Source organism: Aeromonas sp. HMWF015 (genome assembly GCF_963878965.1).
Classification (GTDB): domain Bacteria; phylum Pseudomonadota; class Gammaproteobacteria; order Enterobacterales; family Aeromonadaceae; genus Aeromonas; species Aeromonas veronii.
Genome location: NZ_CAWNZT010000082.1, coordinates 3,194 through 25,024, shown reverse-complemented (window position 1 = coordinate 25,024; position 21,831 = coordinate 3,194). Strand labels below are relative to the sequence as shown.

Annotated in this window: 17 protein-coding genes, 1 tRNA gene, 1 pseudogene and 1 riboswitch; of the genes and pseudogenes, 9 read left to right on the top strand and 10 right to left on the bottom strand. The window is 59.6% G+C overall.

Translation table 11 applies throughout. From position 1 onward, the window contains the following. Positions 1 to 1,226 (bottom strand): tyrosine--tRNA ligase (gene tyrS / locus AACS18_RS03710; protein ID WP_108613727.1); only part of this gene is annotated, 1,226 nt, incomplete at its 3' end. Between the two features lie 146 nt (positions 1,227 to 1,372). Here tyrS and AACS18_RS03705 point away from each other — a divergent pair. Then, a complete protein-coding gene (locus tag AACS18_RS03705) occupies positions 1,373 to 2,221 on the top strand; it encodes a helix-turn-helix transcriptional regulator (protein ID WP_108613726.1) in 849 nt (282 codons plus the stop codon). Between the two features lie 12 nt (positions 2,222 to 2,233). On the opposite strand, the gene AACS18_RS03700 is transcribed toward AACS18_RS03705, so the two are convergent. Further along, complete coding sequence (locus AACS18_RS03700) at positions 2,234 to 3,010, bottom strand: substrate-binding periplasmic protein (RefSeq protein WP_043821827.1); 777 nt, start codon at positions 3,008 to 3,010, stop codon at positions 2,234 to 2,236. 110 nt (positions 3,011 to 3,120) lie between these two features. Further along, positions 3,121 to 4,422 carry a hypothetical protein gene (locus AACS18_RS03695; RefSeq protein WP_108613725.1) on the bottom strand — a complete coding sequence of 434 codons (1,302 nt, stop codon included), beginning with the start codon at positions 4,420 to 4,422 and terminating at the stop codon, positions 3,121 to 3,123. Positions 4,423 to 4,645: 223 nt separating this feature from the next. On the opposite strand from AACS18_RS03695, the gene AACS18_RS03690 reads away from it, so the two are divergent. After that, positions 4,646 to 4,963 carry a DUF1496 domain-containing protein gene (locus AACS18_RS03690; protein WP_108613724.1) on the top strand — a complete coding sequence of 106 codons (318 nt, stop codon included), beginning with the start codon at positions 4,646 to 4,648 and terminating at the stop codon, positions 4,961 to 4,963. A 321-nt stretch (positions 4,964 to 5,284) separates the two neighbouring features. Beyond that, positions 5,285 to 5,809, top strand: a complete 525-nt coding sequence (locus AACS18_RS03685) for a GrpB family protein (RefSeq protein WP_108613723.1) — start codon at positions 5,285 to 5,287, stop codon at positions 5,807 to 5,809. A gap of 75 nt (positions 5,810 to 5,884) precedes the next feature. Here AACS18_RS03685 and AACS18_RS03680 read toward each other — a convergent pair whose 3' ends face one another. Next, positions 5,885 to 7,333: a catalase gene (locus AACS18_RS03680; RefSeq protein ID WP_108613722.1), complete on the bottom strand. Its 1,449-nt coding sequence runs from the start codon at positions 7,331 to 7,333 to the stop codon at positions 5,885 to 5,887. A 161-nt stretch (positions 7,334 to 7,494) separates the two neighbouring features. Between AACS18_RS03680 and AACS18_RS03675 the strand changes: the two are divergent. Continuing rightward, positions 7,495 to 7,993, top strand: a pseudogene (locus AACS18_RS03675) (GNAT family N-acetyltransferase). A 4-nt stretch (positions 7,994 to 7,997) separates the two neighbouring features. Further along, entirely contained in the window at positions 7,998 to 8,858 is an 861-nt protein-coding gene (locus AACS18_RS03670; RefSeq protein ID WP_108613721.1) for an AraC family transcriptional regulator, read from the top strand. Positions 8,859 to 8,954: 96 nt separating this feature from the next. On the opposite strand, the gene AACS18_RS03665 is transcribed toward AACS18_RS03670, so the two are convergent. Continuing rightward, positions 8,955 to 9,542, bottom strand: coding sequence for a superinfection exclusion B family protein (locus AACS18_RS03665; protein WP_005336432.1), 588 nt, complete (start codon positions 9,540 to 9,542; stop codon positions 8,955 to 8,957). Between the two features lie 172 nt (positions 9,543 to 9,714). After that, a riboswitch (yybP-ykoY riboswitch) is annotated at positions 9,715 to 9,822 on the top strand. Between the two features lie 87 nt (positions 9,823 to 9,909). On the opposite strand from AACS18_RS03665, the gene AACS18_RS03660 reads away from it, so the two are divergent. Then, positions 9,910 to 10,896 (top strand): sodium:calcium antiporter, encoded by a 987-nt coding sequence (locus tag AACS18_RS03660; RefSeq protein ID WP_181363396.1) that lies wholly within the window; start codon positions 9,910 to 9,912, stop codon positions 10,894 to 10,896. Between the two features lie 67 nt (positions 10,897 to 10,963). Here the strand turns inward: AACS18_RS03660 and AACS18_RS03655 are convergent, their stop codons facing one another. From AACS18_RS03655 to pepA, 3 genes are all read right to left on the bottom strand, one after another. Next, on the bottom strand, positions 10,964 to 13,825 hold the full coding sequence (locus AACS18_RS03655; protein WP_108613719.1) for a valine--tRNA ligase: 2,862 nt from the start codon (positions 13,823 to 13,825) through the stop codon (positions 10,964 to 10,966). Positions 13,826 to 13,889: 64 nt separating this feature from the next. Continuing rightward, positions 13,890 to 14,345 carry a DNA polymerase III subunit chi gene (locus AACS18_RS03650; protein ID WP_108613718.1) on the bottom strand — a complete coding sequence of 152 codons (456 nt, stop codon included), beginning with the start codon at positions 14,343 to 14,345 and terminating at the stop codon, positions 13,890 to 13,892. A gap of 174 nt (positions 14,346 to 14,519) precedes the next feature. Further along, positions 14,520 to 16,028: a leucyl aminopeptidase gene (gene pepA / locus AACS18_RS03645; protein WP_005336423.1), complete on the bottom strand. Its 1,509-nt coding sequence runs from the start codon at positions 16,026 to 16,028 to the stop codon at positions 14,520 to 14,522. Positions 16,029 to 16,200: 172 nt separating this feature from the next. On the opposite strand from pepA, the gene lptF reads away from it, so the two are divergent. Continuing rightward, on the top strand, positions 16,201 to 17,313 hold the full coding sequence (gene lptF, locus AACS18_RS03640) for an LPS export ABC transporter permease LptF (RefSeq protein ID WP_181363395.1): 1,113 nt from the start codon (positions 16,201 to 16,203) through the stop codon (positions 17,311 to 17,313). A 25-nt stretch (positions 17,314 to 17,338) separates the two neighbouring features. After that, positions 17,339 to 18,409 carry an LPS export ABC transporter permease LptG gene (gene lptG / locus AACS18_RS03635; RefSeq protein ID WP_005336421.1) on the top strand — a complete coding sequence of 357 codons (1,071 nt, stop codon included), beginning with the start codon at positions 17,339 to 17,341 and terminating at the stop codon, positions 18,407 to 18,409. A gap of 74 nt (positions 18,410 to 18,483) precedes the next feature. On the opposite strand, the gene AACS18_RS03630 is transcribed toward lptG, so the two are convergent. Further along, a complete protein-coding gene (locus AACS18_RS03630) occupies positions 18,484 to 19,017 on the bottom strand; it encodes an RDD family protein (RefSeq protein ID WP_181363394.1) in 534 nt (177 codons plus the stop codon). A gap of 143 nt (positions 19,018 to 19,160) precedes the next feature. Between AACS18_RS03630 and AACS18_RS03625 the strand changes: the two genes are divergently transcribed. Then, a tRNA-Leu gene (locus AACS18_RS03625) sits at positions 19,161 to 19,246 on the top strand. 462 nt (positions 19,247 to 19,708) lie between these two features. On the opposite strand, the gene AACS18_RS03620 is transcribed toward AACS18_RS03625, so the two are convergent. After that, complete coding sequence (locus tag AACS18_RS03620; RefSeq protein ID WP_108613716.1) at positions 19,709 to 21,106, bottom strand: hypothetical protein; 1,398 nt, start codon at positions 21,104 to 21,106, stop codon at positions 19,709 to 19,711. Positions 21,107 to 21,831 lie beyond the last annotated feature (725 nt).

Here is a 21,831-nt window from a genome sequence, read left to right as displayed (position 1 = left end):
CGCAGCAGCAGGTAGCGGCCAAACAGCCGATCATTGGCACTCAGCTGATCATCCTGCTTGAGCACACCATTGAGGCTGATGGCGCCCGCCGCCAGCAGTTCGCGGGCGATGCGCCTGGAGTTAGCCAGACCGCAGCTGACCAGCAGGCTGACCAGATCCGTCTCGCCGCTGACGGTGCTGCTCGGCATGCCATCCTGCGCCAGCTGGGCCAGATCGCTCTCGCCGAGGCGGGTCACGTCGCCGCTAAACAGCAGTTCGCTGATGCGCTGCACTGCCGCCAGCGCCGCCTTGCCGTGTACCAGCTCGGTCAGCTCGTTCGCCAACACCTGCTGGGCCTGCTTTCGCCCCTGCCGCTTCGCGTCTTCCGCCTCCAGTGCATCAATCTCGCTCAGCGACATAAAGCTGTAGTAGCGCAGGAAGCGGTAGACATCCTCATCCGCGGTGCCGAGCCAGAACTGGTAGAAGGCGTAAGGGGAGGTGAGCGCCGGATCGAGCCAGACCGCGCCCCCTTCGGTCTTGCCGAACTTGGTGCCGTCTGCCTTGGTGATAAGGGGCAGGGTCATGCCGTGCACCTGCGCCTGATGGAGGCGACGGGTGAGATCCATGCCGCTGGTGATATTGCCCCACTGGTCGTTGCCGCCAATCTGCAGGGTGCAGCCGAGCCGCTGGTGCAGCACTGCAAAGTCGTAGGATTGCAGCAGAGCGTAGGAGAACTCGGTGAACGAGATGCCCTGATCCGGGCGAGCCAGCCTCTGGCGTACCGATTCCCGCGCCAGCATGGCATTGACCGAGAAGTGCTTGCCGATATCCCGCAGAAAATCGAGTGCGGACATCTGCCCCATCCAGTCGCCATTGTTGACCAGTTGCGGGGCCGACAGGCCATCATCGGCGGGCAGCAGCGCCCTGATTTGGGCCGACAGGCTGGCGACCCAAGCCTGCACGGTATCGGTACTGTTGAGGCTGCGCTCGGTCGCCTTGAAGCTGGGATCGCCGATAAGGCCGGTCGCCCCGCCCACCAGAGCCACCGGGGTGTGGCCCGCCAGCTGGAAGCGGCGCAGCATCAAGAGCGGCACCAGATGACCGATATGCAGGCTGCCGGCGGTGGGATCGAACCCGCAATAGACGGTGCGCGGGGTGGCAAGATGATCGGCCAGGGCCGCCGGGTCGGAATTCTGGGCCACAAGGCCGCGCTCGGTCAGCTCATCGAGCAGGTGGGGGTTGATCATGGGTACTCCAACAACAGGGGGAAAAGCCGTCATCCTCGCCGTTCTGGTTGGTGGCGGATATGTCCCCTGAGGGACAGTTTTGCCACTCTCGTGCTAGCATTCAGCCATAGCGGGGAATCGCTCCCCGTCACCGGAAACGAGCCACCATGACCCAGCCATTCACCACAGATGCCTTGACCCGCAGCATGACCGAGGTGGTCGATGCCCTGCACAGCAGCGCCTTTGCGGCGGCGCTGGTGCGGCTGATCCAGCAACAGGTGGCGTTTGATTGCGCCCTGCTGCTCGGGGTGGGGCAGCGGCCCGTCTACCTCTACGACAACCTCAATCATCAGCGGGCCCTGCTGTTTGATCGCTACCTCACCAGCCACTTCAGTCAGGATCCCTTTATGCAGGCGCTGGAGCAGGGCTTGCCTGCTGGCGTCTGGACTCTGGCGCAGGTCTCCCAAGGGCGGCTCGATCCCGAATATCGCCACCACTTCTATCAGGCTACCGGCTGGCAGGAGGAGGTGGGGCTGATCCTGCCGGTGCGGGACGGGCTGACGCTGATGCTGTTTCTGGGGCGGCTCGACAAGCGCAGTACCCTCAGTCGTGACGAGCTGGCGAGGCTGGAGCAGCTGTTCCCGCTGGTGCATTCGCTCTGTCGTCAGCAGTGGCGGCAGAGCCAGCCACTTCTGGCCCAGAGCACTGCGCTGCCAGACAGCGCCAGCCTCCGGAGAGCGGTGGAGCAGGCGATGGCGAGTGTCGGGGGGGATCGGCTCACCCGGCGCGAGCGGCAGGTGGCGGAGTTGCTGCTGCAGGGGCTGGATACGGAGGCGATTGCCGCGGAGCTCGGGATTGGCAGCGGCACGGTGAAGAATCACCGCAAGCATCTCTATGGCAAGCTGCGACTCGGCTCGCGGGCCGAGCTGTTCACTCTCTTTTTGAACCACCTCATTACGGCGCCGATGGAGGCATCCCCCGTTTCATCGACGGGAGATACAACGAGCCCGCCATAGGGCGGGCCGGGGTTACTCTAGGCGCGGGATGGGGGGATTGGTTTCGGGCAGGATACTGAGCAACTGGTAGCGCTTCACCAGCTGCTTGTATTCATCCCCCTGTCTGACCTTGTCCAGCGCCTGTTGCAGGCGGGCAACCTGTTGTTTGTCTGCCCTCAGGTTGAAGGCGAAGCAGTTGTCCTGCTCTTCAAGAATCGCGACGGTGACAAAATCCTCGCTGGGGAAACCCAGCTCCTTGGCCTGATGGCGCAGCATCACCTCGTTGCCCGCCACCAGATCGGTGCGTGCCATGATCAGCTGGCGCACCACCTGCTCCATGCGCTCCACCGACATCATATTGCCCGGGCTGATCCCGCGGTTGAGCAGCAACTGCTCCCCGACATCCGCCTGCATCACGCCGATCTGCAGCTTGGCGAGATCCGCTTTGCTGGCAACTTTGGGGGCATCCTGCTTGCGGCCGACCAGCGCGACCCTGGAGTGGCTGATGGGGCAGACCCAGAGGAAGTGGGGATCCCGCTCCTTGGTGTGCGCCGTGGTAAAGAGCACGGCCTCTTGCTGCTGGGTCAGCAGATACCAGCCGCGGGCCCAGGGCAGAAAGTGGATGGGTTGCTCCGGCTCTCCCATTTCGCGCCACATCAGGCGCAGCAACTCGACTGCCAACCCCACAGGCTGACCATTTTTATCCTGGCCATTGAGCGGCATGTTCTGTTCCGAATAGTAGATAAGTGCCGGAGCCGGGAGCGCGATAAACAGGGCGAGAGAAGCGAGAGCAGGGAGCAAACGACGCATGATGCACTCCTTGTGCGGGTAGTTACCTAACAGTCTATGTGGCCTTTTCCATAACGTCATGATCCGGTCGCGGGATAAAAAAACAGGCCACCTTGCGGTGGCCTGTCGGTTTATTTGAGCAGGGCTTCCATCTCCGCCTCTGCCTTGGCGCGTGCCTTGGTTTCCGCCGCTCTGGCGGCATCGGCGACGCTCTCTCCGGCCGTATGAGAGGCTGCACTGACAGCCTGTTTGGCTGGATCGGCAACGGCCTTGGTGGCCTCTTGCGTCACGGTAGCGGCGGCACTGCTGACGGCCTGTTTGGCCGGAGCGGCAACAGCCTTGTTGGCCTCTTGCGTCGCGGTTGCTGTAGCGCTGCTAATGGCCTGTTTGGCAGGAGCGGTAACAGCCTTGGTGGCCTCTTGCGTCGCGGTTGCAGCGGCGCTGCTGACAGCCTGTTTAGCAGGCGCGGCAACGGCTTTGGTGGCTTCTTGCGTCGCGGTCGCAGCGGCGCTGCTGACGGCTTGTTTGGCAGGAGCGGCAACGGCCTTGGTGGCTTCTTGGGTCGCGGTCGCAGCGGCGCTGTTGACGGCTTGCTTGGCCGGAGCAGCAACGGCCTTGGTAGCTTCTTGGGTCGTGGCCGCAGCGGCGCTGCTGACGGCTTGCTTGGCAGGAACGGCAACGGCCTTGGTGGCTTCTTGTGTCACGGTGGCGGTGGTGCTGCTCACCGCTTGCTTGGCTGGCGCAGTGACAGCGGTGGTTGCACTACCAGTCAGATCGGTCGCGCTCTGGCTCACCGCTTGGGTAGCCTGCCCTGTGGCGTTGGCGGCTGCGCCGCTGATGGTCTGGCTGGCGCTGTTGGTCAGCGAGCCGGTGACGCCGCGGGTCACTGTGCCCAGAGCGCTGCCAAGGGAGAAGGGGGAGGTGCCACTCTGACTGGTTGCCGTACCGGTCAGGGCATTGGCCGCCGGGGTGAGCTGGCTGGCGGGGGTCTGCCAGCCCTGCATGGCGGTTGGCCAGGTCGGTGCCGTGCCCGCCAGATTTTCGCCAAAGGTCTGGGTGGTGCCATCCCCTTTTTGCAGCAACACAGACATCTGGTTGGTTTGCGAGTTCCACACCATCCCCGCCTGCTTGGCTATATCGGGTACAGGTGCATAACGGGATACGACGTAAAACAGCGGACCCTCCTGCTGCAATTCATTGGCGGTCTTGAGCAATTGCATGGTGCTGTCGTAGTTGGGGCCAAGGATAGCGGTCATCCGATCCTTGATCAGGGGTTGTTCGAACAGATTGACCTCGTTCGGGTCAAAGCCGACCAGCGGCTTGAGCAAAGCCCACATCAGCTGGCTGGTGGGTCCCATCATCAGCAATGGGGCAACGCAGGCGGACAACATCAGGCTCAGGCAGGCCGCTTGAAATAATGGCATGATACGCATTGGGATAATATCCAAATAACGATTTGATAAATAAGGTTATGTTTTGTCAGGACGTGACAAATTCACCGGAAGTTTGCGCGTGGCAGCGAGAGACTGCCCGCAGGCGCTGGCAGGCTACCATATTGGTTCCACAATGCCAGCAGGCAGTATGATTGTCAGTCAAGTAAACCCCGGGGCTGGTCGATTCTTCGAGAGTGCCCCCCATCGCAACAGGATCCCCCTCATGAAAAATGTACTGCTCTACCTGCTGGCCTCCCTCTGGCTCGCCCCCGCTCTGGCCGCGTCCAAAACCACTGTGGTGGGCGAGTCTGTCAGCCCCGAGCTGGTGTTGCCGCTGGGCTCATTGCCCGAGCGGGTCTGCTGGTTTGCGGATCAGAAATATTCCGAAGGGGCCCGCATTCTGCAGGGAGATATCTGGCTGGAGTGCGGCCCGCAGAACGACCTCGAGAGCAATGGCGCGCTGGCCTGGCGCTCTCCTGCGGTGGTGTTGCCTGCCACCCGGGTAGCAAAAGATCAGAAGACGATTTCCGTGGGTCAGTGAGGCTTTTCTTGATCCAGCTAAAGACATGGACGTGATCCCTGTCGCATAATGCAGCTCCTTTCTTCTCTTGGCTGGAACCTAAGAAATGGCTCGTCGCTCTTCCAATGCACAACGTCGTCGCAGTAGCTGGTGGTACAAACGCCTGTTGGCAAGGGAGCGGGAAGAGCGCGAAGCGCGTTCCGTAAGGGATTGATACTGCATTGAAAAACGGAGCCTCTGGCTCCGTTTTTGTTGCTGGCAATTTGCCGTCTGGTTATCTTGTCCACCCATCGCATACCCTGTTGCCCTATGCCATCGGCAACTATCCAGAGAGCTGAAACTGTGAGAGTCGACGTTGTCTCCTACAACCCCCAATGGCCAGCCAGCTTTGTAGCTGAAGAGGTTCAATTACGCAGTGCGCTGGATAACTGCTTGCTAGCTGTCCACCATATCGGCAGTACCTCTGTCGTCGGTTTGGCCGCCAAACCCATCATCGACATCATGCTGGAGGTATCATCGCTGGAGCGGCTCGATGAGCAGAATGGTCAGCTGGAGGCGCTGGGCTATGAGGCGATGGGTGAGTGCGGGATTGCGCGCCGCCGCTATTTTCGCAAGGGGGGTGATGAGAGAACCCACCAGATCCACGCCTTCTTGCAAGGGGATGACCATGTGCATCGCCATCTGGCCTTTCGTGACTATCTAAGGGCTCATCCTGCGGTATGTCGGGAATACGCCGAGTTAAAGCAGGCGGTATCCGCGAGCTGTCAGCACGATATCGAGCGCTACTGTGCGGGCAAGAATGCCTTTGTCAAAGAGCATGAGGCGAACGCGTTGCGGTGGCTGGCCGGGCAGGAGCCTGCTCTCTGAGCGAGCTTGCTCGCAATAGAAAACGGGGGCCATCAGGCCCCCGTTTTGTTTTTGCAGATCTTGCCTGCTTGCGGCTTAGCGCTGCAAGGCGGCCAGTGCCAGTTCGACCCGTTTGGCATACTCGGGGTCGGCTTGCTCGAAGTGTTTGAGCTGGGCTGCGACGATGGCGTCATCTTCCACATTGATAAGGGAGCGGGCCAGGTTGGCGGCGAGCCGCGAGCGCTGCCCCTCGTCCATGATGCGGAACAGGTTACCCGGCTGGCTGTAGTAGTCGCTGTCGTAGTCACGGAAGTCGTAGTGCAGGGCGGCCCCTTCCAGACTCAGCGCCGGTTCGTGCTGTTCGCTCGGCTGCTGGGTACCGAAACGGTTCGGCTGATAGTTGGGGCTGGCGCCGCCATTGCTGTCCGCCCGCATGGCACCGTCACGATGGGCGCCGTGATGGAACGGGCAGCGCGGGGCGTTGACCGGCAGCAGACCGTGGTTGACGCCGAGGCGATAGCGCTGGGTGTCGCCGTAGGAGAAGAGTCGCCCTTGCAACATGCGATCCGGCGAGAAGCCGATACCGGGCACCACGTTGGCCGGGGTAAAGGCGGCCTGCTCCACATGGGCGAAGTAGTTGTCCGGGTTCTGGTTGAGCTCCAGCACGCCCACCGGGATCAGCGGGTAGTCGCTGTGCGGCCACACCTTGGTCAGGTCGAACGGGTGGATGTTGTAAGTCTGGGCGTCGGCCTCCGGCATCACCTGCACATAGACCTTCCAGCGCGGGAAGTCGCCCCGCTCGATGGCATTGAACAGATCCGCCTGACTGGTCTCCCGATCCTGCCCGACGGCGGTGGCGGCCTCTTCATCGGTGTAGAAGCTGTGGCCCTGCTCGGTCTTGAAGTGGAACTTGACCCAGAAGCGCTCGTTGGCATCGTTGATAAAGCTGAAGGTGTGGCTGCCGTAGCCGTTCATCTCCCGCAGGCTCTTGGGGATGCCGCGATCGCTGAACAGTATGGTGACCTGATGCAGGGATTCCGGATGGCGTGACCAGAAGTCCCAGGCGGCGGTGGCGCTGCGCAGGTTGGTGCGCGGATCCCGCTTCTGGGTGTGGATGAAGTCAGGGAATTTCAGCGGATCGCGGATGAAAAAGACCGGGGTGTTGTTGCCGACCAGATCCCAGTTGCCCTGCTCGGTATAGAACTTGAGGGCGAAGCCGCGCACATCGCGTTCGGCATCGGCGGCGCCCTTCTCACCGGCCACGGTGGAGAAGCGCAGGAATACAGGCGTCTGCTTACCGATGGCGCTGAACAGATCGGCTTTGCTGAACTGACTGATGTCGTGGGTCACGGTAAAGGTGCCGTAGGCGCCCGAGCCCTTAGCGTGAACCACCCGCTCGGGAATGCGCTCGCGGTCGAAGTGGGCGAGTTTCTCCATCAACCAGATATCTTGCATCAATACGGGGCCGCGCGGGCCGGCGGTGAGGCTGTTGTTGTTGTCGACGACGGGGGCGCCGTTGGCGCTGTGCAGGGTCTTGTCAGTCATGGCTTCTCTCCTTGTTGATATGGGGCCAGCCTACGGATCTGCGCCGTGCTCGGCCAATGGGCCTTTCCTCGCCCTTTGATAGGCAAGACAAATGGGTGCAGGTGGGGGATGTGTAACCGCGCCGGATATTGCATGATGGAGGTTTCGAGAAGGAGCCTCATATGCAGATTACTATCCGTCATGCCGAACCCGCCGATGCCCCCGCCTTGCGGGATCTTTACGCCATGCCCAATGCCCAGGCGGGCACTTTGCACCTGCCTATGCCACCCCTTAGCCAGTGGCAGAAACGGTTGGAGAGCGACAGCGTGGTGGCGCTGGTCGCCGAGGTCGACGGCCTGCTGGTAGGCCAGCTCTCGCTGCTGGTTGAGTCCAATCCGAGACGCAAGCATGTGGCCGGGATTGGCATGGGAGTGCGGGATGACTGGGCTGGCAAGGAGGTTGGCTCTACCCTGATGGCCAGCGGCGCTGGATCTGGCCGATAACTGGCTCAACCTGCACCGGATTGAGCTGACCGTCTATACCGACAATGAGGCCGCACAGGCGCTTTATCGCAAGTTCGGTTTTACCGAGGAGGGGCTGGCTCGTGACTATGCCTTCCGCCAGGGGCGTTATGTGGATGCGCTCTATATGGCCAGAGTCGCGGGGGGCGCCAGTCGCTAACGGTATGGTCGATTATCAGGCCAGATTGCGCCCGGTGATCCGGGCGCTGGAGCAGAATCCCGATCTCTCCATCGAAACGCTGGCAAGCAGTGCCTGCTTGTCTTTCTACCATTTTCACCGGGTGTTTACGGCTGTGGCGGGGGAGACGCCCGGGGAGATGTGTCGTCGTCTGCGCATCCAGCGGGCTGCTTGGCAGCTCTGCTATACCGATGCCAGTGTCACGGCCATTGCGTTGGGGGCGGGGCTCGCCAACTCGCAGGCGTTTGCCAAGGTATTTCGCCGTTACTATGGTTGCACGCCGGGAGAGTTTCGCCGCGACAAGAGCAAGAATGGACACTTGATGAGCAAGGATGGACACGCACTTGTGCAGCCGAATCCTTATGCTGAGGGTCACTCATCAGCAAGGAGCAATACCATGAAAACCATCGAGATGGACGCCCGCACTCTGGCCTATATGCGTGTCACCGGCCCCTATGGCGAGGGGTATGACCCCGTCTGCAGCCAGCTGCATCAGTGGGCCAGCGCCCGCGGTCTGGAAGGTGGGGAGTGGATCTTCATCTATCACGATAACCCCGAGGTGACTCCGCCAGCCCAGTGTCGCACTGACATCGGGGTGACGGTGCCTGTGGGGACGGTGGGGATGGGAGCGGTCGAGATCCAGCTTATTCCCGCCGGTCGTTATGCCCAGTCCCGTTATCTTATTACCGACCGCAGTCAGTATGGCCCGCGTTGGCAGGAGCATATCGGCGACATCGTTGCTGCCGGGCTGGAGTTTGGCAATGGTCCCTGCTTCGAGCTCTATCACAGCATGAGCGATGATCCGGTGCAGGACGATGTCAGCTTTTGCTCCAGCCTAAAGGGGTAGGGCGCAACAAGACGCAAAGGATGTACAGAACGTCGCGCAGAAACGAGAGAGCCGGACAGTGTCCGGCTCTTTTGCATCTGGCGGATGGGGCGGCGGTTAGCGCTGGAACCCCTTCTGGGCGAACTTGGGTCTGGCATTCATGATCTGCTCCACCTGCTCGTCGCTCATCTTGCCGCGCGACAGTCCCAGCACCTTGTAGGTGAGCAGTGGTCGGGCGGGCAGGGCGATCATCAGGGCGCGGATCTGGTTCTCGTCATCCTTCTCCCGGGTCGGCTTGCCGTAGGCGTAGGTGAGGACGCCGGCATCCATCAGGTTTTTGACGGCGGGCTCGGTGATCGGCAAGTTTATGACGCTTTTACGCTGCAGCACGAACTCGCGCAGCACCGCCTTCTCGTTGAAGTCGAGGAAGCCGATCATCTGGGCCAGCTGGTCCTGCTGACGGCGCGCCTGCCACTCTTCGCACGCCCACTCCCAGGCGATCAGGAAGCCCTGACTGCAGAAGTAGGAGATGGCGATCAGCATGCCAACCCCCAGCCAGGCCGCATGATCCGCAGCCCACTGGCTGACGGCCCCTTTCATCAGCCCGGCCGGAAACAGCAGAATGATGCTGCAGCAGAGCAACAACCAGACCATCAGCCAGTTGAGGCGGTTCAGTTGATAGAAATGTTGGATCCACCGTTTCATTGTTCATCCTTCCCAAACTGTTGTGGATAGTGAACTACCCACAGCAATCGGTGTGCCAACAGCGCAATGGCGGCGGGGAGGGTGCGCAGGTGAGGTTACATTCCCTTACAACTTATTGAATGAATTGTCATTAATTTGCCTTGTGAGGCGGCGGTCGAGTTGCTAAAACGTCCCCTCAGTCATTGGGGAGTAGCAACCCGCCCGCATTCCGGGCCGGGCCCATGTCAACACTCTTGGATCCTCGTATCCATGGCATGGGCGGCGATAGGCACTATCGCTCTGCAAGACCTTTGGCCTTGATATGCACGCCAGCCGGGCGAGCCATGTCGGGTCCATTGGTTACTCTGCTCGCCTGGCGGTATCTATTATGTTGATTACCCTGCTGTTATTTCTCGTCTCTGCGGTCACCATCTACCTTGCCTGCGAATACTTCGTCAACGGCATCGAGTGGACCGGCCACCACTTCAAACTCTCGCAAAGCGCCACCGGCTCCCTGCTGGCTGCATTGGGTACGGCGCTGCCCGAGTGCATCGTCACCCTGACCGCCCTGCTGATGGGCAACACGACCGCCCAGCAGGAGATCGGCATCGGTGCCGCCCTCGGTGGGCCGCTGGTGCTGGCGACCATCGGCTATGCAGCGGTCGGTCTCACCCTGCTGTTGTGCATGAGTCGTACCGAGCGCGCCATCGACGGCGAGGTGCAGCGCGAGATTGGTCGGGATCAGCGCTGGTTTATGGGGATCTTTCTGCTGGCGACCGCGCTTGGGCTGGTCGCCTTTACCGGCAAGAGCTGGCTGGCCCCGTTGTTTGTGCTGGTCTATCTCGTCTATGTGCGGCGCGAGCTGAAGCAGATCGACAGCCACGAGGTCGAGCTGCCGGAGCCCCTCAAGCTGGCACCCGATGCCGGGATCCCGCCCCTTGGCAAGGTGCTGCTGCAGACGCTGGGTGCGCTGGTGGTGGTGGCGCTGGCGGCGCAGCTGTTTGTTCATCAGCTGGAGAGCATGGGCGAGCTGTTTGGTCTCTCGCCGGTGCTGGCAGCCCTGCTGTTGAGTCCGGTGGCGACCGAGATGCCGGAGCTGATGAACGTGCTGATCTGGGTGCGGCAGGGCAAGAACCGGCTGGCGCTGGCCAATATCTCCGGGGCCATGATGATCCAGGGCACTATCCCCAAGGCGTTCTGCTTGCTCTTTACCCCCTGGTTGCTGGATGGCGCCATGATGGCTTCCTCGCTGGTGACGTTGCTGGCGGTGGGGTTGCTCTGGTGGGGGTTCAGAAAAGGAACCATGACCGCCGGACGGCTGGCGCTGGTCGGTCTGCTCTATCTCGGTTTTTGCGGCTGGCTGCTGGTGAGCTGAAACGGGAAGCGCGGATATGAAAAAGCCCCCTTGGCAGGGGGCTTTGTTGTATCGGTTGAGGCGGTGCTTACAGCGCGGCGATCTCGGCCTGCTGGGCTTCCAGCTTGGTCAGCTGGAGACGGTAATCTTCCAGCTTCTCGCGCTCTTTGGCGATGACCGCTTCCGGCGCCTTGGCAACGAAGGCTTCGTTGCCGAGTTTGCTTTCGATGCGACCGCATTCACCCACCAGACGGGCAACCTCTTTGGCCAGACGGGCCAGCTCGGCGTCCTTGTCGATGAGACCGGCCATCGGGATCATCAGCTCGGTGGCACCGATCAGCTTCTTCACTGACAGCGGTGCGGTTTCACCTTCGCTAAGTACGCGGATGGATTCCAGACGGGCCAGCGACTTGAGGAAGGCCTCGTTGTCAGCGGCACGCTTGGCATCCTTGGCATCCTTGGCATCGCACTGGAGCAGCACGTTGAGGGCCACGCTCGGCGCCACGTTCATCTCGGCGCGGATGTTGCGGATGCTGACGATGAACTCCTTCACCCACTCCTGATCCGCCATCGCGGCTTCGTCCACCTTGGCGGCCTTGAACTCCGGGAAGTCCTGAATCATGATGGTGTCGGCGTGTACGCCAGCCAGCGGAGCGACCGATTTCCAGATGGTCTCGGTGATGAACGGGATGATCGGGTGCGCCAGACGCAGCAGGGTTTCCAGCACGGTCACCAGGGTATGGCGGGCAGCGCGCTGCTCGGCCTCGGACCCCTTGGTCAGTACCGGCTTGGTCAGCTCCAGATACCAGTCACAGAACTGGTTCCAGATAAATTCGTACAACACGCCAGCCGCGATATCGAAGCGGTAGGTATCGAGGGCGGTACGGAAGTCACGGATGGCCACTTGCAGCTGGGACTGGATCCAGCGATCCGCCAGACTGAACGCTAATTCGATGTCGTTGAAGCCGCAATCCTGATCTTCGGTGTTCATCAGCACATAGCGGGAGGCGTTCCACAACTTGTTGCAGAAGTTGTTGTAGCCGTCCAGGCGCTTCATGTCCCAGTTGATGTCACGACCGGTAGAGGCCAGCGCCGCCAGGGTGAAGCGCAGGGCGTCGGTACCGTGGGCATCGATCCCTTCCGGGAACTGCTTGGCGGTACGCTTGGCGATCTTCTCGGCCATCTGCGGCTGCATCATGTTGCCGGTGCGCTTCTCCAGCAGATCTTCCAGCGAGATACCGTCGATCATGTCGAGGGGATCCAGCACGTTGCCCTTGGACTTGGACATCTTCTGGCCCTCTTCGTCACGGATAAGACCTGTGATGTAGACGGTCTTGAACGGGACTTGCGGCTGGCCGTTTTCGTCCTTGATGAAGTGCATGGTCATCATGATCATCCGGGCAATCCAGAAGAAGATGATGTCGAAGCCGCTCATCAGCACGTCGGTCGGGTGGAAGGTCTTGAGTGCCTCGGTGTTGTTCGGCCAGCCCAGGGTGGAGAAGGTCCACAGGGCGGAGCTGAACCAGGTGTCGAGCACGTCTTCGTCCTGACGCAGGGTGGTCACTGACGGGATGCTGTGCTTGGCGCGCACTTCATCTTCGCTGCGGCCAACGTAGACATTGCCGGCGTCGTCATACCATGCCGGGATGCGGTGACCCCACCACAGTTGACGGGAGACGCACCAGTCCTGAATGTCGCGCATCCAGGAGAAGTACATGTTTTCGTACTGCTTCGGCACGAACTGGATGCGGCCATCTTCCACCGCCTCGATGGCGGTCTTGGCCATCGGTGCCACGCGCACGTACCACTGGTCGGTCAGCATCGGCTCGATGGGCACGCCACCGCGATCGCCGTAAGGCTGTTGCAGCACGTGATCCTTGATCTCGTCCAGCAGACCCAGCTCTTCGAGCTTGGCCAGAATCGCTTTACGGGCGGCGAAGCGCTCCAGACCGGCGAACTCGGCCGGCAGGGCCGCGTCGTAGGCGGTGCTCGGGTTGCCGTGGGTGTCGACTACTTCAGCCTCGGCACGCACGTGGGCGTCCAGGGTGAAGATGTTGATCATCGGCAGGCTGTGGCGCTTGCCCACTTCGTTATCGTTGAAGTCGTGGGCCGGGGTGATCTTCACGCAACCGGTGCCCTTCTCCATGTCGGCGTGTTCGTCGGCAACGATGGGGATCAGACGGTTCACCAGCGGCAGCATGATGTGCTGGCCGATCAGCGCCTTGTAGCGCGGGTCTTCCGGGTTCACGGCCACGGCGGTATCGCCCAGCATGGTCTCCGGACGGGTGGTGGCGACGATCAGGTAATCCTTGCCTTCGGCAGTCTTGGCGCCGTTGGCCAGCGGATAGCGCAGGTGCCACATGTGGCCCTTGATCTCGCGGTTTTCCACTTCCAGATCGGAGATGGCGGTGTTGAGTTTCGGATCCCAGTTCACCAGACGCTTGCCGCGGTACATCAGGCCATCTTCGTAGAGACGAACAAACACTTCCTGCACGGCGGCGGAGAGACCCTCATCCATGGTGAAGCGCTCGCGCTCCCAATCCACGGAGTCGCCCAGACGGCGCATCTGGCGGGTGATGGTGCCACCGGACTCTTCCTTCCACTGCCAAATCTTGTCGATGAAGGCATCACGGCCGTAATCGTGGCGAGTCTTGCCCTCTTCTGCCGCGATCTTGCGCTCAACCACCATCTGGGTGGCGATACCGGCGTGGTCGGTACCTGCCTGCCACAGGGTGTTTTTGCCCTGCATGCGGTTGTAGCGGATCAGGGTATCCATCAGGGTTTGCTGGAAGGCGTGACCCATGTGCAGGCTGCCGGTGACGTTCGGCGGCGGGATCATGATGCAGAAGGAGTCTTTGCTGGTGTCGCCGTGGGGCTTGAAGTAACCCTGGGCTTCCCAGTGCTGATAGAGCGCCTGTTCGATGGCGTTGTGATTAAAAGTCTTTTCCATGGTCTCGCCGTAATCTGGATGGATGGAGTCTGGTGTTGATTCTTTATGGATCAATTGGTTGCAGTCAGGGCTGCGCCGGATCCGGTGCGGCAAGGACGGGCTGATCCCTCATTTCGAGGGCATGGCCTGCCTGGCGATAGTGCTTGTAGCGCTCGCGAGCTTGCTGCTTTTGTGTTTCGTCAGTGGGGACAAAATCTACCACTTGAGCGAAGTGTCCTGCAAACAAAGGTATCGCAGTGGCCAGATTGATGAGGCGGGCGTAGCGCCGTTTCGGTGGCTGATAGCCGATCTCCACCGGGGCCATGCCGCTTTCCCCTTGCAGCTGGTGCGGTACGAAGCGCTCCGGCGGCAGCTGCCACAACAGCTCGTCCAGACGCAGGGCCTGGGCCTCGTCGTTGCAGAACAGGTAGATATGGCCCGCGCCCCACGACTCGGCCGCGAGAGTGCAGGCCAGTCGCTCGACCGCAGAAGCCTGCGCGTCATCCTGTTCGCTCATCAGGTAAAAGGTCACTTGGCTCATCAGGTTGATCCCGTTTTGCGGTGACGGAGTGTTGACCGCCTCATGAGGCTGACGGGGCGTTTCCCGTCCGCAGCTCACTGATTCAAGAATGAAACAAGGAAGAGGCGGGCCTCTTCCTTGTGGTTCAGGGTAACGCCAACCCCGTTGATGTACGCATCAGACAGGGTGGGATAGTTACTCTTTCTCTTCGATATCCACGCCAGCCCGGTTCAGCAGGAACTGGGTCAGCAGGGGCACCGGACGACCGGTGGAGCCTTTATCCTTGCCACTCTTCCAGGCAGTCCCGGCGATATCCAGGTGGGCCCAGTTGTACTTCTTGGTGAAGCGTGACAGGAAGGCGGCCGCGGTGATGGTGCCGGCCGGACGACCGCCGATGTTGGCCATGTCGGCGAACGGGCTGTCGATCTGCTCCTGATACTCGTCAAACAGCGGCAGACGCCAGGCGCGATCACCCGCCTGCTCGGAGGCGTTGAGCAGCTCGTGGGCCAGCGGGTTGTGGTTGGCCAGCAGACCCGAGGTGTGGTGGCCCAGCGCGATGACGCAGGCACCGGTCAGGGTCGCCACGTCGATCACGGTTTCCGGATCGAAGCGGTCCACATAGGTCAGCGCATCACACAGCACCAGACGACCTTCCGCATCGGTGTTGAGCACTTCGATGGTCTGGCCGGACATGGAGGTGAGGATGTCACCCGGGCGATAGGCGTTGCCACCCGGCATGTTCTCGCAGCCTGCCAGCACGCCGATGACGTTGATCGGCAGTTGCAGCTGTGCCAGCGCATGCATGGTGCCGAGCACGGAGGCAGCGCCACCCATGTCGTACTTCATCTCGTCCATGCCGTCGGCCGGCTTGATGGAGATGCCGCCGGAGTCAAAGGTCAGACCCTTGCCGACCAGCACGATGGGCTTGGCATCCGGATGACCCTTGTATTCGATGATGGCCATCATGGCTTCGTTGTCGGAGCCGCGGGCCACCGCCAGATAGGAGTTCATGCCGAGTTCGGCCATCTCCTGCTCGCCCACCACCTTGGTGGTGATGTTGTCGTAGGCATCGGCCAGACGACGGGCCTGGGAGGCAAGATAGGCCGGGTTGCAGACGTTGGGCGGCATGTTCGCCACGTCGCGGCAGACCCGCACACCCTTGGCCACGGCCAGACCGTGAGCGATGGCTTTTTCACCAATGGTCAGTTCCCGACGCGTCGGCACGTTGAAGACCAGCTTGCGCAGCGGGCGACGTGGCTCGGCCTTGTTGGTCTTGAACTGATCGAAGCTGTAGAGGCCCGCCTTGGTGGTTTCTACCGCCTGGCGCACCTTCCAATAGGTATCCCGACCCTTGACGTGCAGCTCGGTGAGGAAGCAGACCGCTTCCATGGAGCCTGTTTCGTTCAGGGTGGTGATGGTCTTGTTGATGATCTGCTTGTACTGGCGTTCGTCGAGTTCCCGCTCCTTGCCGCATCCGACCAGCAGTACGCGCTCGCTGAGCACGCCCGGTACTTGATGCAGCAGCAGCATCTGGCCTGGTTTCCCTTCCAGGTCACCACGGCGCAGCAGCGAACTGATATAGCCATCGCTGATCTTGTCCAGTTGTTCGGCAACCGGAGAGAGGCGACGAGGCTCAAATACGCCGACTACGACGCAGGCGCTCCGTTGCTTCTCTGGACTGCCACTCTTTACACTGAACTCCATGGAATCTCCTACATCCTAAAGACAAAAGGCACCTTTTATTGAATAATGCGGTGCTTGTTGGGGTATCAGAGGCGGAGCGAACAGCCACAGGCTCCGCAGTTCAAACTGGTAAAAATCCAATATACGGCCCTATTTTTCAGGCATTCGACTAAAAACACAAGTTTACTTGGGAATGACTGTGATCGTTTTCCGATATTTGTTCAGGGAAACCCTGAAAACCCAGCTGGCAGTGTTATTCGTATTGCTGCTTATCTTTGTCAGCCAACAATTTATCAAGATCATCGGCGACGCCGCCGATGGCGAGGTGCCGACACGTCTGGTCTCCACCCTGCTGCTGCTCAACTTGCCCAATATGGCGTTGTTGATGCTGCCTATCAGTCTCTTTTTAGCCATTTTGTTTGCCCATGGTCGCCTCTACGCCGAAAGCGAGATGACGGTGATGCATGCGGTCGGCTTCAGCCACCGTTTCGTGATGCGCAGCGCCATGTTGCTGGCCTTGCTGACGGCGGTGGTCGCGGCGTTCAACACCGGCTGGATCGCCCCGCAGGCCAAGGAGCGCGAGTATCAGGTGATCGACGAGTTCAAGGCGGATCCGGGTATCTCCTTCCTGCAGGCGGGCCGCTTTATGGAGCTCGACAAGGGGCGTCTGGTTGCCTATATCCAGGATTTGAACGACAACGGCTCAAAACTGCAAAAGATCTTCGTGCTGCAGCGGGCGGAGGGGAACAATCCTCCCTCGGTGGTGGTGGCGAGCGAAGGGGTGGTGACGGTCGACGAGAACGGCCTGCAGTGGCTGACCCTGATGGATGGCTCCCGCTACGAGGGGAACTTCTCCGGCAAGCAGTTCCAGATCTCCGATTTTCGCGAATATGGTCTGGTGATCCGCCAGCAAGAGATGGAGCGTTCCAACCGCAAGGCGGCGGCCAAGCCGACCATGGAACTGTTCGGTACCCAGGACAGCGCCATGATGGCGGAATTGCAGTGGCGTATCTCGCTTCCCCTCTCCATTCCGGTGCTCACCCTGCTGGTGGTACCGCTGGCGCGGGTCAATCCCCGTCAGGGTCGCTACGCCAAGCTGCTGCCGGCCATCATGCTCTATCTCTCCTACTTCCTGCTGCTCAGTGCCGCCCGTTCGGCTATCGATAGCGGTCGGCTGCCCTACTGGCCGGGGATGTTCCTGGTGCCGCTCGGTTACCTGCTGTTTATCGGCCTGCCCCTCAATCTGCAGGGCACCAGCTGGTGGAACGGGGTGAAAGGGCGCTATTTCAACAGAAAATCAGCATGATGCTGCAACATAGGAACTTCTGCTGATGTTTGGCATTCTCGATAGATATATCGGTAGGGTCATCTTTATGTCGATCCTGCTGTGTGAAATCACGCTCGTTGGCCTTGCTGCGCTCATCAAGTATGTGGAGCAGCTCAAGTCGGTCGGTGACGGCAACTACGACATGATCAACGCCCTCTACTATGTGCTGCTCTCCATGCCCAAGGAGGCGGTGCTCTTCTTCCCGCTGGCCGCGTTGCTGGGTGGCCTGATTGGTTTGGGTCAGCTGGCGACCAGCTCCGAGCTGGTGGTGATGCAGGCGGCGGGTCGCTCCAAGATCAGTATCGTGATGGCGGCGCTCAAGACGGCGATCCCGCTGATGATCATGGTGGGGCTGATGGGGGAATATGTGGCCCCCGCCGCCAAGCGGATAGCTGATGACATCAAGGCGGGCGCGCTGTCCGAAGGTCGTCTGACGGTTTCCGCCTACGGGGTGTGGGCTCGCGATGGCAACAACTTCGTCAATATCAACGGGGTGCGTAACGATGGCGCCCTCACCGGCATCACCCTCTATCGCTTCACCCCCGAGCGCAAGCTGATCGACGTGGTGCAGGCGCAGGAGGGGGTGTTCGAGCGCCACCACTGGCTGCTCAAGCAGACCCAGGTTACCCGCTTCGACGATCCCGCGCAGATCCGCAGCGAGCAGCATGACAAGATGGAGTGGAGCTCGGAGCTGACGCCCAAACAGCTGGGGGTGGTGAGTATCGACCCCGAGAACCTCTCGGTCTCCGGTCTGCTCGACTACATCGGCTATCTCGATGCCAACAAGCAGGATGCCGGTCGCTACAAGCTGGAGATGTGGCGCAAATTACTGTCACCGCTCTCGGTGGTGGCGATGATCCTGCTGGCATCCTCCTTCATCTTCGGCCCGCTACGCTCGGTGAGCATGGGGGCACGGATGCTGATGGGGATCATGACCGGCTTCGCCGTCTATGTGAGCGATCGGGTGTTTGGCCCCATCAGTCTGGTCTATGCGGTACCGCCGATTCTGGCGGCTATCGCGCCCAGCCTGCTGTTTGGCGGCATCTCCTTCTACATCCTCAGCCGCAAGCAGTAATCCGCATGAGGTTATGAGGAAATGCAAAGAGGGCACCTGTTGGTGCCCTCTTTCGTTGCTGCATTGACCCGGTATTACTTGTTCAGCAATTCCAGATTCTCCTGTTTGCTCAGCACGATCACTTCGCACTCGGCCCAGATATCCTGAAACGCCCGCGGACGCTGGCGGTTGAACAGGCACATCAGGTTGCCCAGACCAAAGGCGGCGGTGGCGAGACGGATCAGCGCCTGGGTAACGCGGATGTGGCTGCCATCCTCGTTCTGAATGCGCAGCCGCCAGGCGCGCATGCCGACGGTCTGGCCAGCGCGGGTCCAGAACCAGGTGTAGAAACCACAGATGACGAAGGCGAGCCACAGGGTGTAGATCAGGCTCAGGTGGTGGCGGGTCAGCAACCAGACGGTATCTTCACCCGCCGGTACGCTTGCCATGCCGGTGATCAGCAACAGCTTGGCGACACCCATGCCGATAAAGCCGGCGATGATCAGCAGCGAAGTCACCACCAGCGCATCATAGATGAGGGCGCCGAGGCGACGCAGCAGACCCGCTGACGGGTATGGCTGAGTGGCGGGAGAGGGGTATTTTTGTTGGACTTTTTTAGGCTTGGCCATCGTTTTTATTCCATTAAGATGATGGCGGCATTCTATGTAACTGGCCCCGCATCGGCAAGGCGTTGAATAAATGAACAAACGGGAGTGTTCAATCGAAAAACACCTTGCATGGCATCGCGCCATTCGTATAATCCCTCGCAGTTGCCCGGGTGGCGAAATCGGTAGACGCAGCGGATTCAAAATCCGCCGGTGAATAACCGTGTCGGTTCGAGTCCGACCCCGGGCACCATTAGAATTCAATGACTTAAGGCCATCCTAGCGGATGGCCTTTTGTTTTTCTGCTGCTGAGTGGCGACAAAGTGGCGGCAGGGCTTCATCGTTGTGACAGGCAAGATCCCAATCAGTCGCATTGGGATGCTGCAGTGATGACTTAAAGTTGATGGCCTAAAGCAGAAAAAGTGTACCAACACATGCTGCCAGGAAGATGAAACTCATCAAGGTTGATAGGACAGCTAGCCACTTTAGTCCGTTTGGGCATTTGTAGCGCTTTGAGTCGACCATCAGAGCAACACCATACCGGTGGAATCTCGTAAAGCGATTCACGAACCACTGGCTTTCAAACTTTGGGTTGTCAGACATGAACCGATCCAGCTTTGGTGTCATGAAAATCATCATTAGCAAAGTGAACGGCAATGTGAAAAATAGCCCTAATAATATTAGGCTGCTGATGGCTCCAATCAGAGCGAGTATGTCAGTCATCAAAAGCACCTTTCATTTTATACAAAACATCCATAACTTTTTCTGAGCCTTTGTCGGCAGCATCGGAAATGATTTCTCCAACCTTAGCTCCCATCTCACTGAACTTGTCACCAGCGTAATAGCCGCCGGCCACTGCTCCACCTATGCCAACTACAGCAATAACAGGAGCTGATAGCACAACGCCAAAGGCGATAGCGACACCACTGGCCGCTCCAATAGCGATAGACCCCCCAACTTCAGCTCCCCAGATCCCTCCACCTACGGCCCCACTAAAGCGCCCAATTTCACGTGCAGTAGTTTTTTGGCATTGAGTACCTTCGGTACATGCGTGATGAATCTTGGTTAAGCCTGTCGCCGCGTCCAGCCCGATACTGACATATCCAATCCGGTTTGCGCCTGCAACGAACTTACTCATATGGGCAATTCGTTCTCCAAGTGCTGGGACTTCTCCATGGCGTGAGACAGTTCGCCAGTTATGAAGTACCGATTTTGTGGATAGACCGAGTCGCTTTTTGAGGGTGCTGTAATCCGAAATACTGATTCCAGACACGGCTAGTTTTGACAAGTGTCCATCCAGCTTGCTGAATAGCATTTGTCTTTGCAGGTAAAATTCAGGGGGGAAAGGTTTCCCTTTGCTGCTGCTGACGTGAGCAACATAAAGGGTATTGAGTTCTTTGAGTACATTTTGTACCTGCTCCAACTTTTTGGAAGCTGCAGTGCTTATTGCTCCGAATATTGCCGATGTAGTGCTTAGGTCATGAGCCGCAACCCAGTCAAAGACGTCAAAATGTTGTTTGAGTGTTGAGGCCTCTTCTGGGGTTAATTTCTGGAGCGCCCCACTTGCTGCTTTCGCTTGTGCCTCAAGCAGGATCAGCCTGTCTTTTTCTGCCAATGTTTGAGGGGTGTTGGCCAAAATCACAATCTCACCTGGCAGCACCATGTCTTGCAGGTGTTCGTTATTGCGTTCAAACATCGATTGTTGCTGAAAGTTGGCCTCTGGGCCGTACAACTTTTTGTAGATGGCTTCCTTGCTCTGGTGGAATTCGTTCCAGTAGTACCCCACGTCAAAGACTTCTATCTCAGGGCCTTGGGTTGCCGGCATCAGCTTGCTCAGGGTGGGCTCGGGTTCTGGTGTGGGTTGCGGCCGATAGGGGGCAGGGCCAAACCCGCTGGATGGGGTTTGCTTGGCCTCATAGGCTTCCTCGACTGTGCGACGGAACTCGTCAGAGCCGGTGACCTGCAGTTTGCCATCCACCATTTTCACGCAGCTATCGCGTTCCCCTGCTCGGCCCACCATGACTCGGCTGCCGTCTCTGGCGCTGCCGCGCTCCGGGCCTTGTATCTTGGTGAACTCGTCGAGATTCAGCTCGCTGATGTTTTTGGCCGCCATGAATTCCCCCGCTCTTTGTCTGCTCTTTTTGTGAGCGGGCAGTCTGCCACAGGTTCGGATGAGAACAAAACTCAAGGGGCTCGACATGGAGAGCCGATTTTCCGTGGTCCAGGGAAACCAAAGCGTCAGGGCTTCCGCGCCCTTTCATATTTTCAGTTATGAGATCTTCCCCCATTATGCCTAACTACCTGAAACAAAACGATTTGCAGCCATATCAACGCAACGGCTCAGATCCTCCCCCTTCATTCAAATGCCCACGGAAAGTATGACGTACCCAATAGATTCAGCAGGTTACGTTTTCTCTACTGTCATCCCAGTCTCTTTCGAACTGTAAAGCGCTGCAATTTCTTTCGATCCTTTCAGATCCTTGCTAAGCCGCAGATCCTTTATCTGGCGCGGTCTGGGCATATGGTTTTGCGGTAATCCACTTTTGCAAAAATTTATACCGGTGAAGCCCGCAGGCGGGAGCGGATGAGCGCGGATTCCGTAGCGCAGGCGCCGCCGTGGGTTTTCCGTGGGGCTCTGGCTTCATTGTTTTGTTGTGTGCCTCACGTATGATGTGCGCCTGTCTGACGGTGCCCTACATGCGGCGCCTTTCCCTGGCCATGCCTTGGTGCTGTCAGGCAGATAGAAGAAGGCCCCACAATGTGGGGCCTTCTTCGCTTGGTGAGCTACTCGATGATTGGGGAAAGGGTCTTGGCCAACTGCCCTGCCTGCTTGCTCTG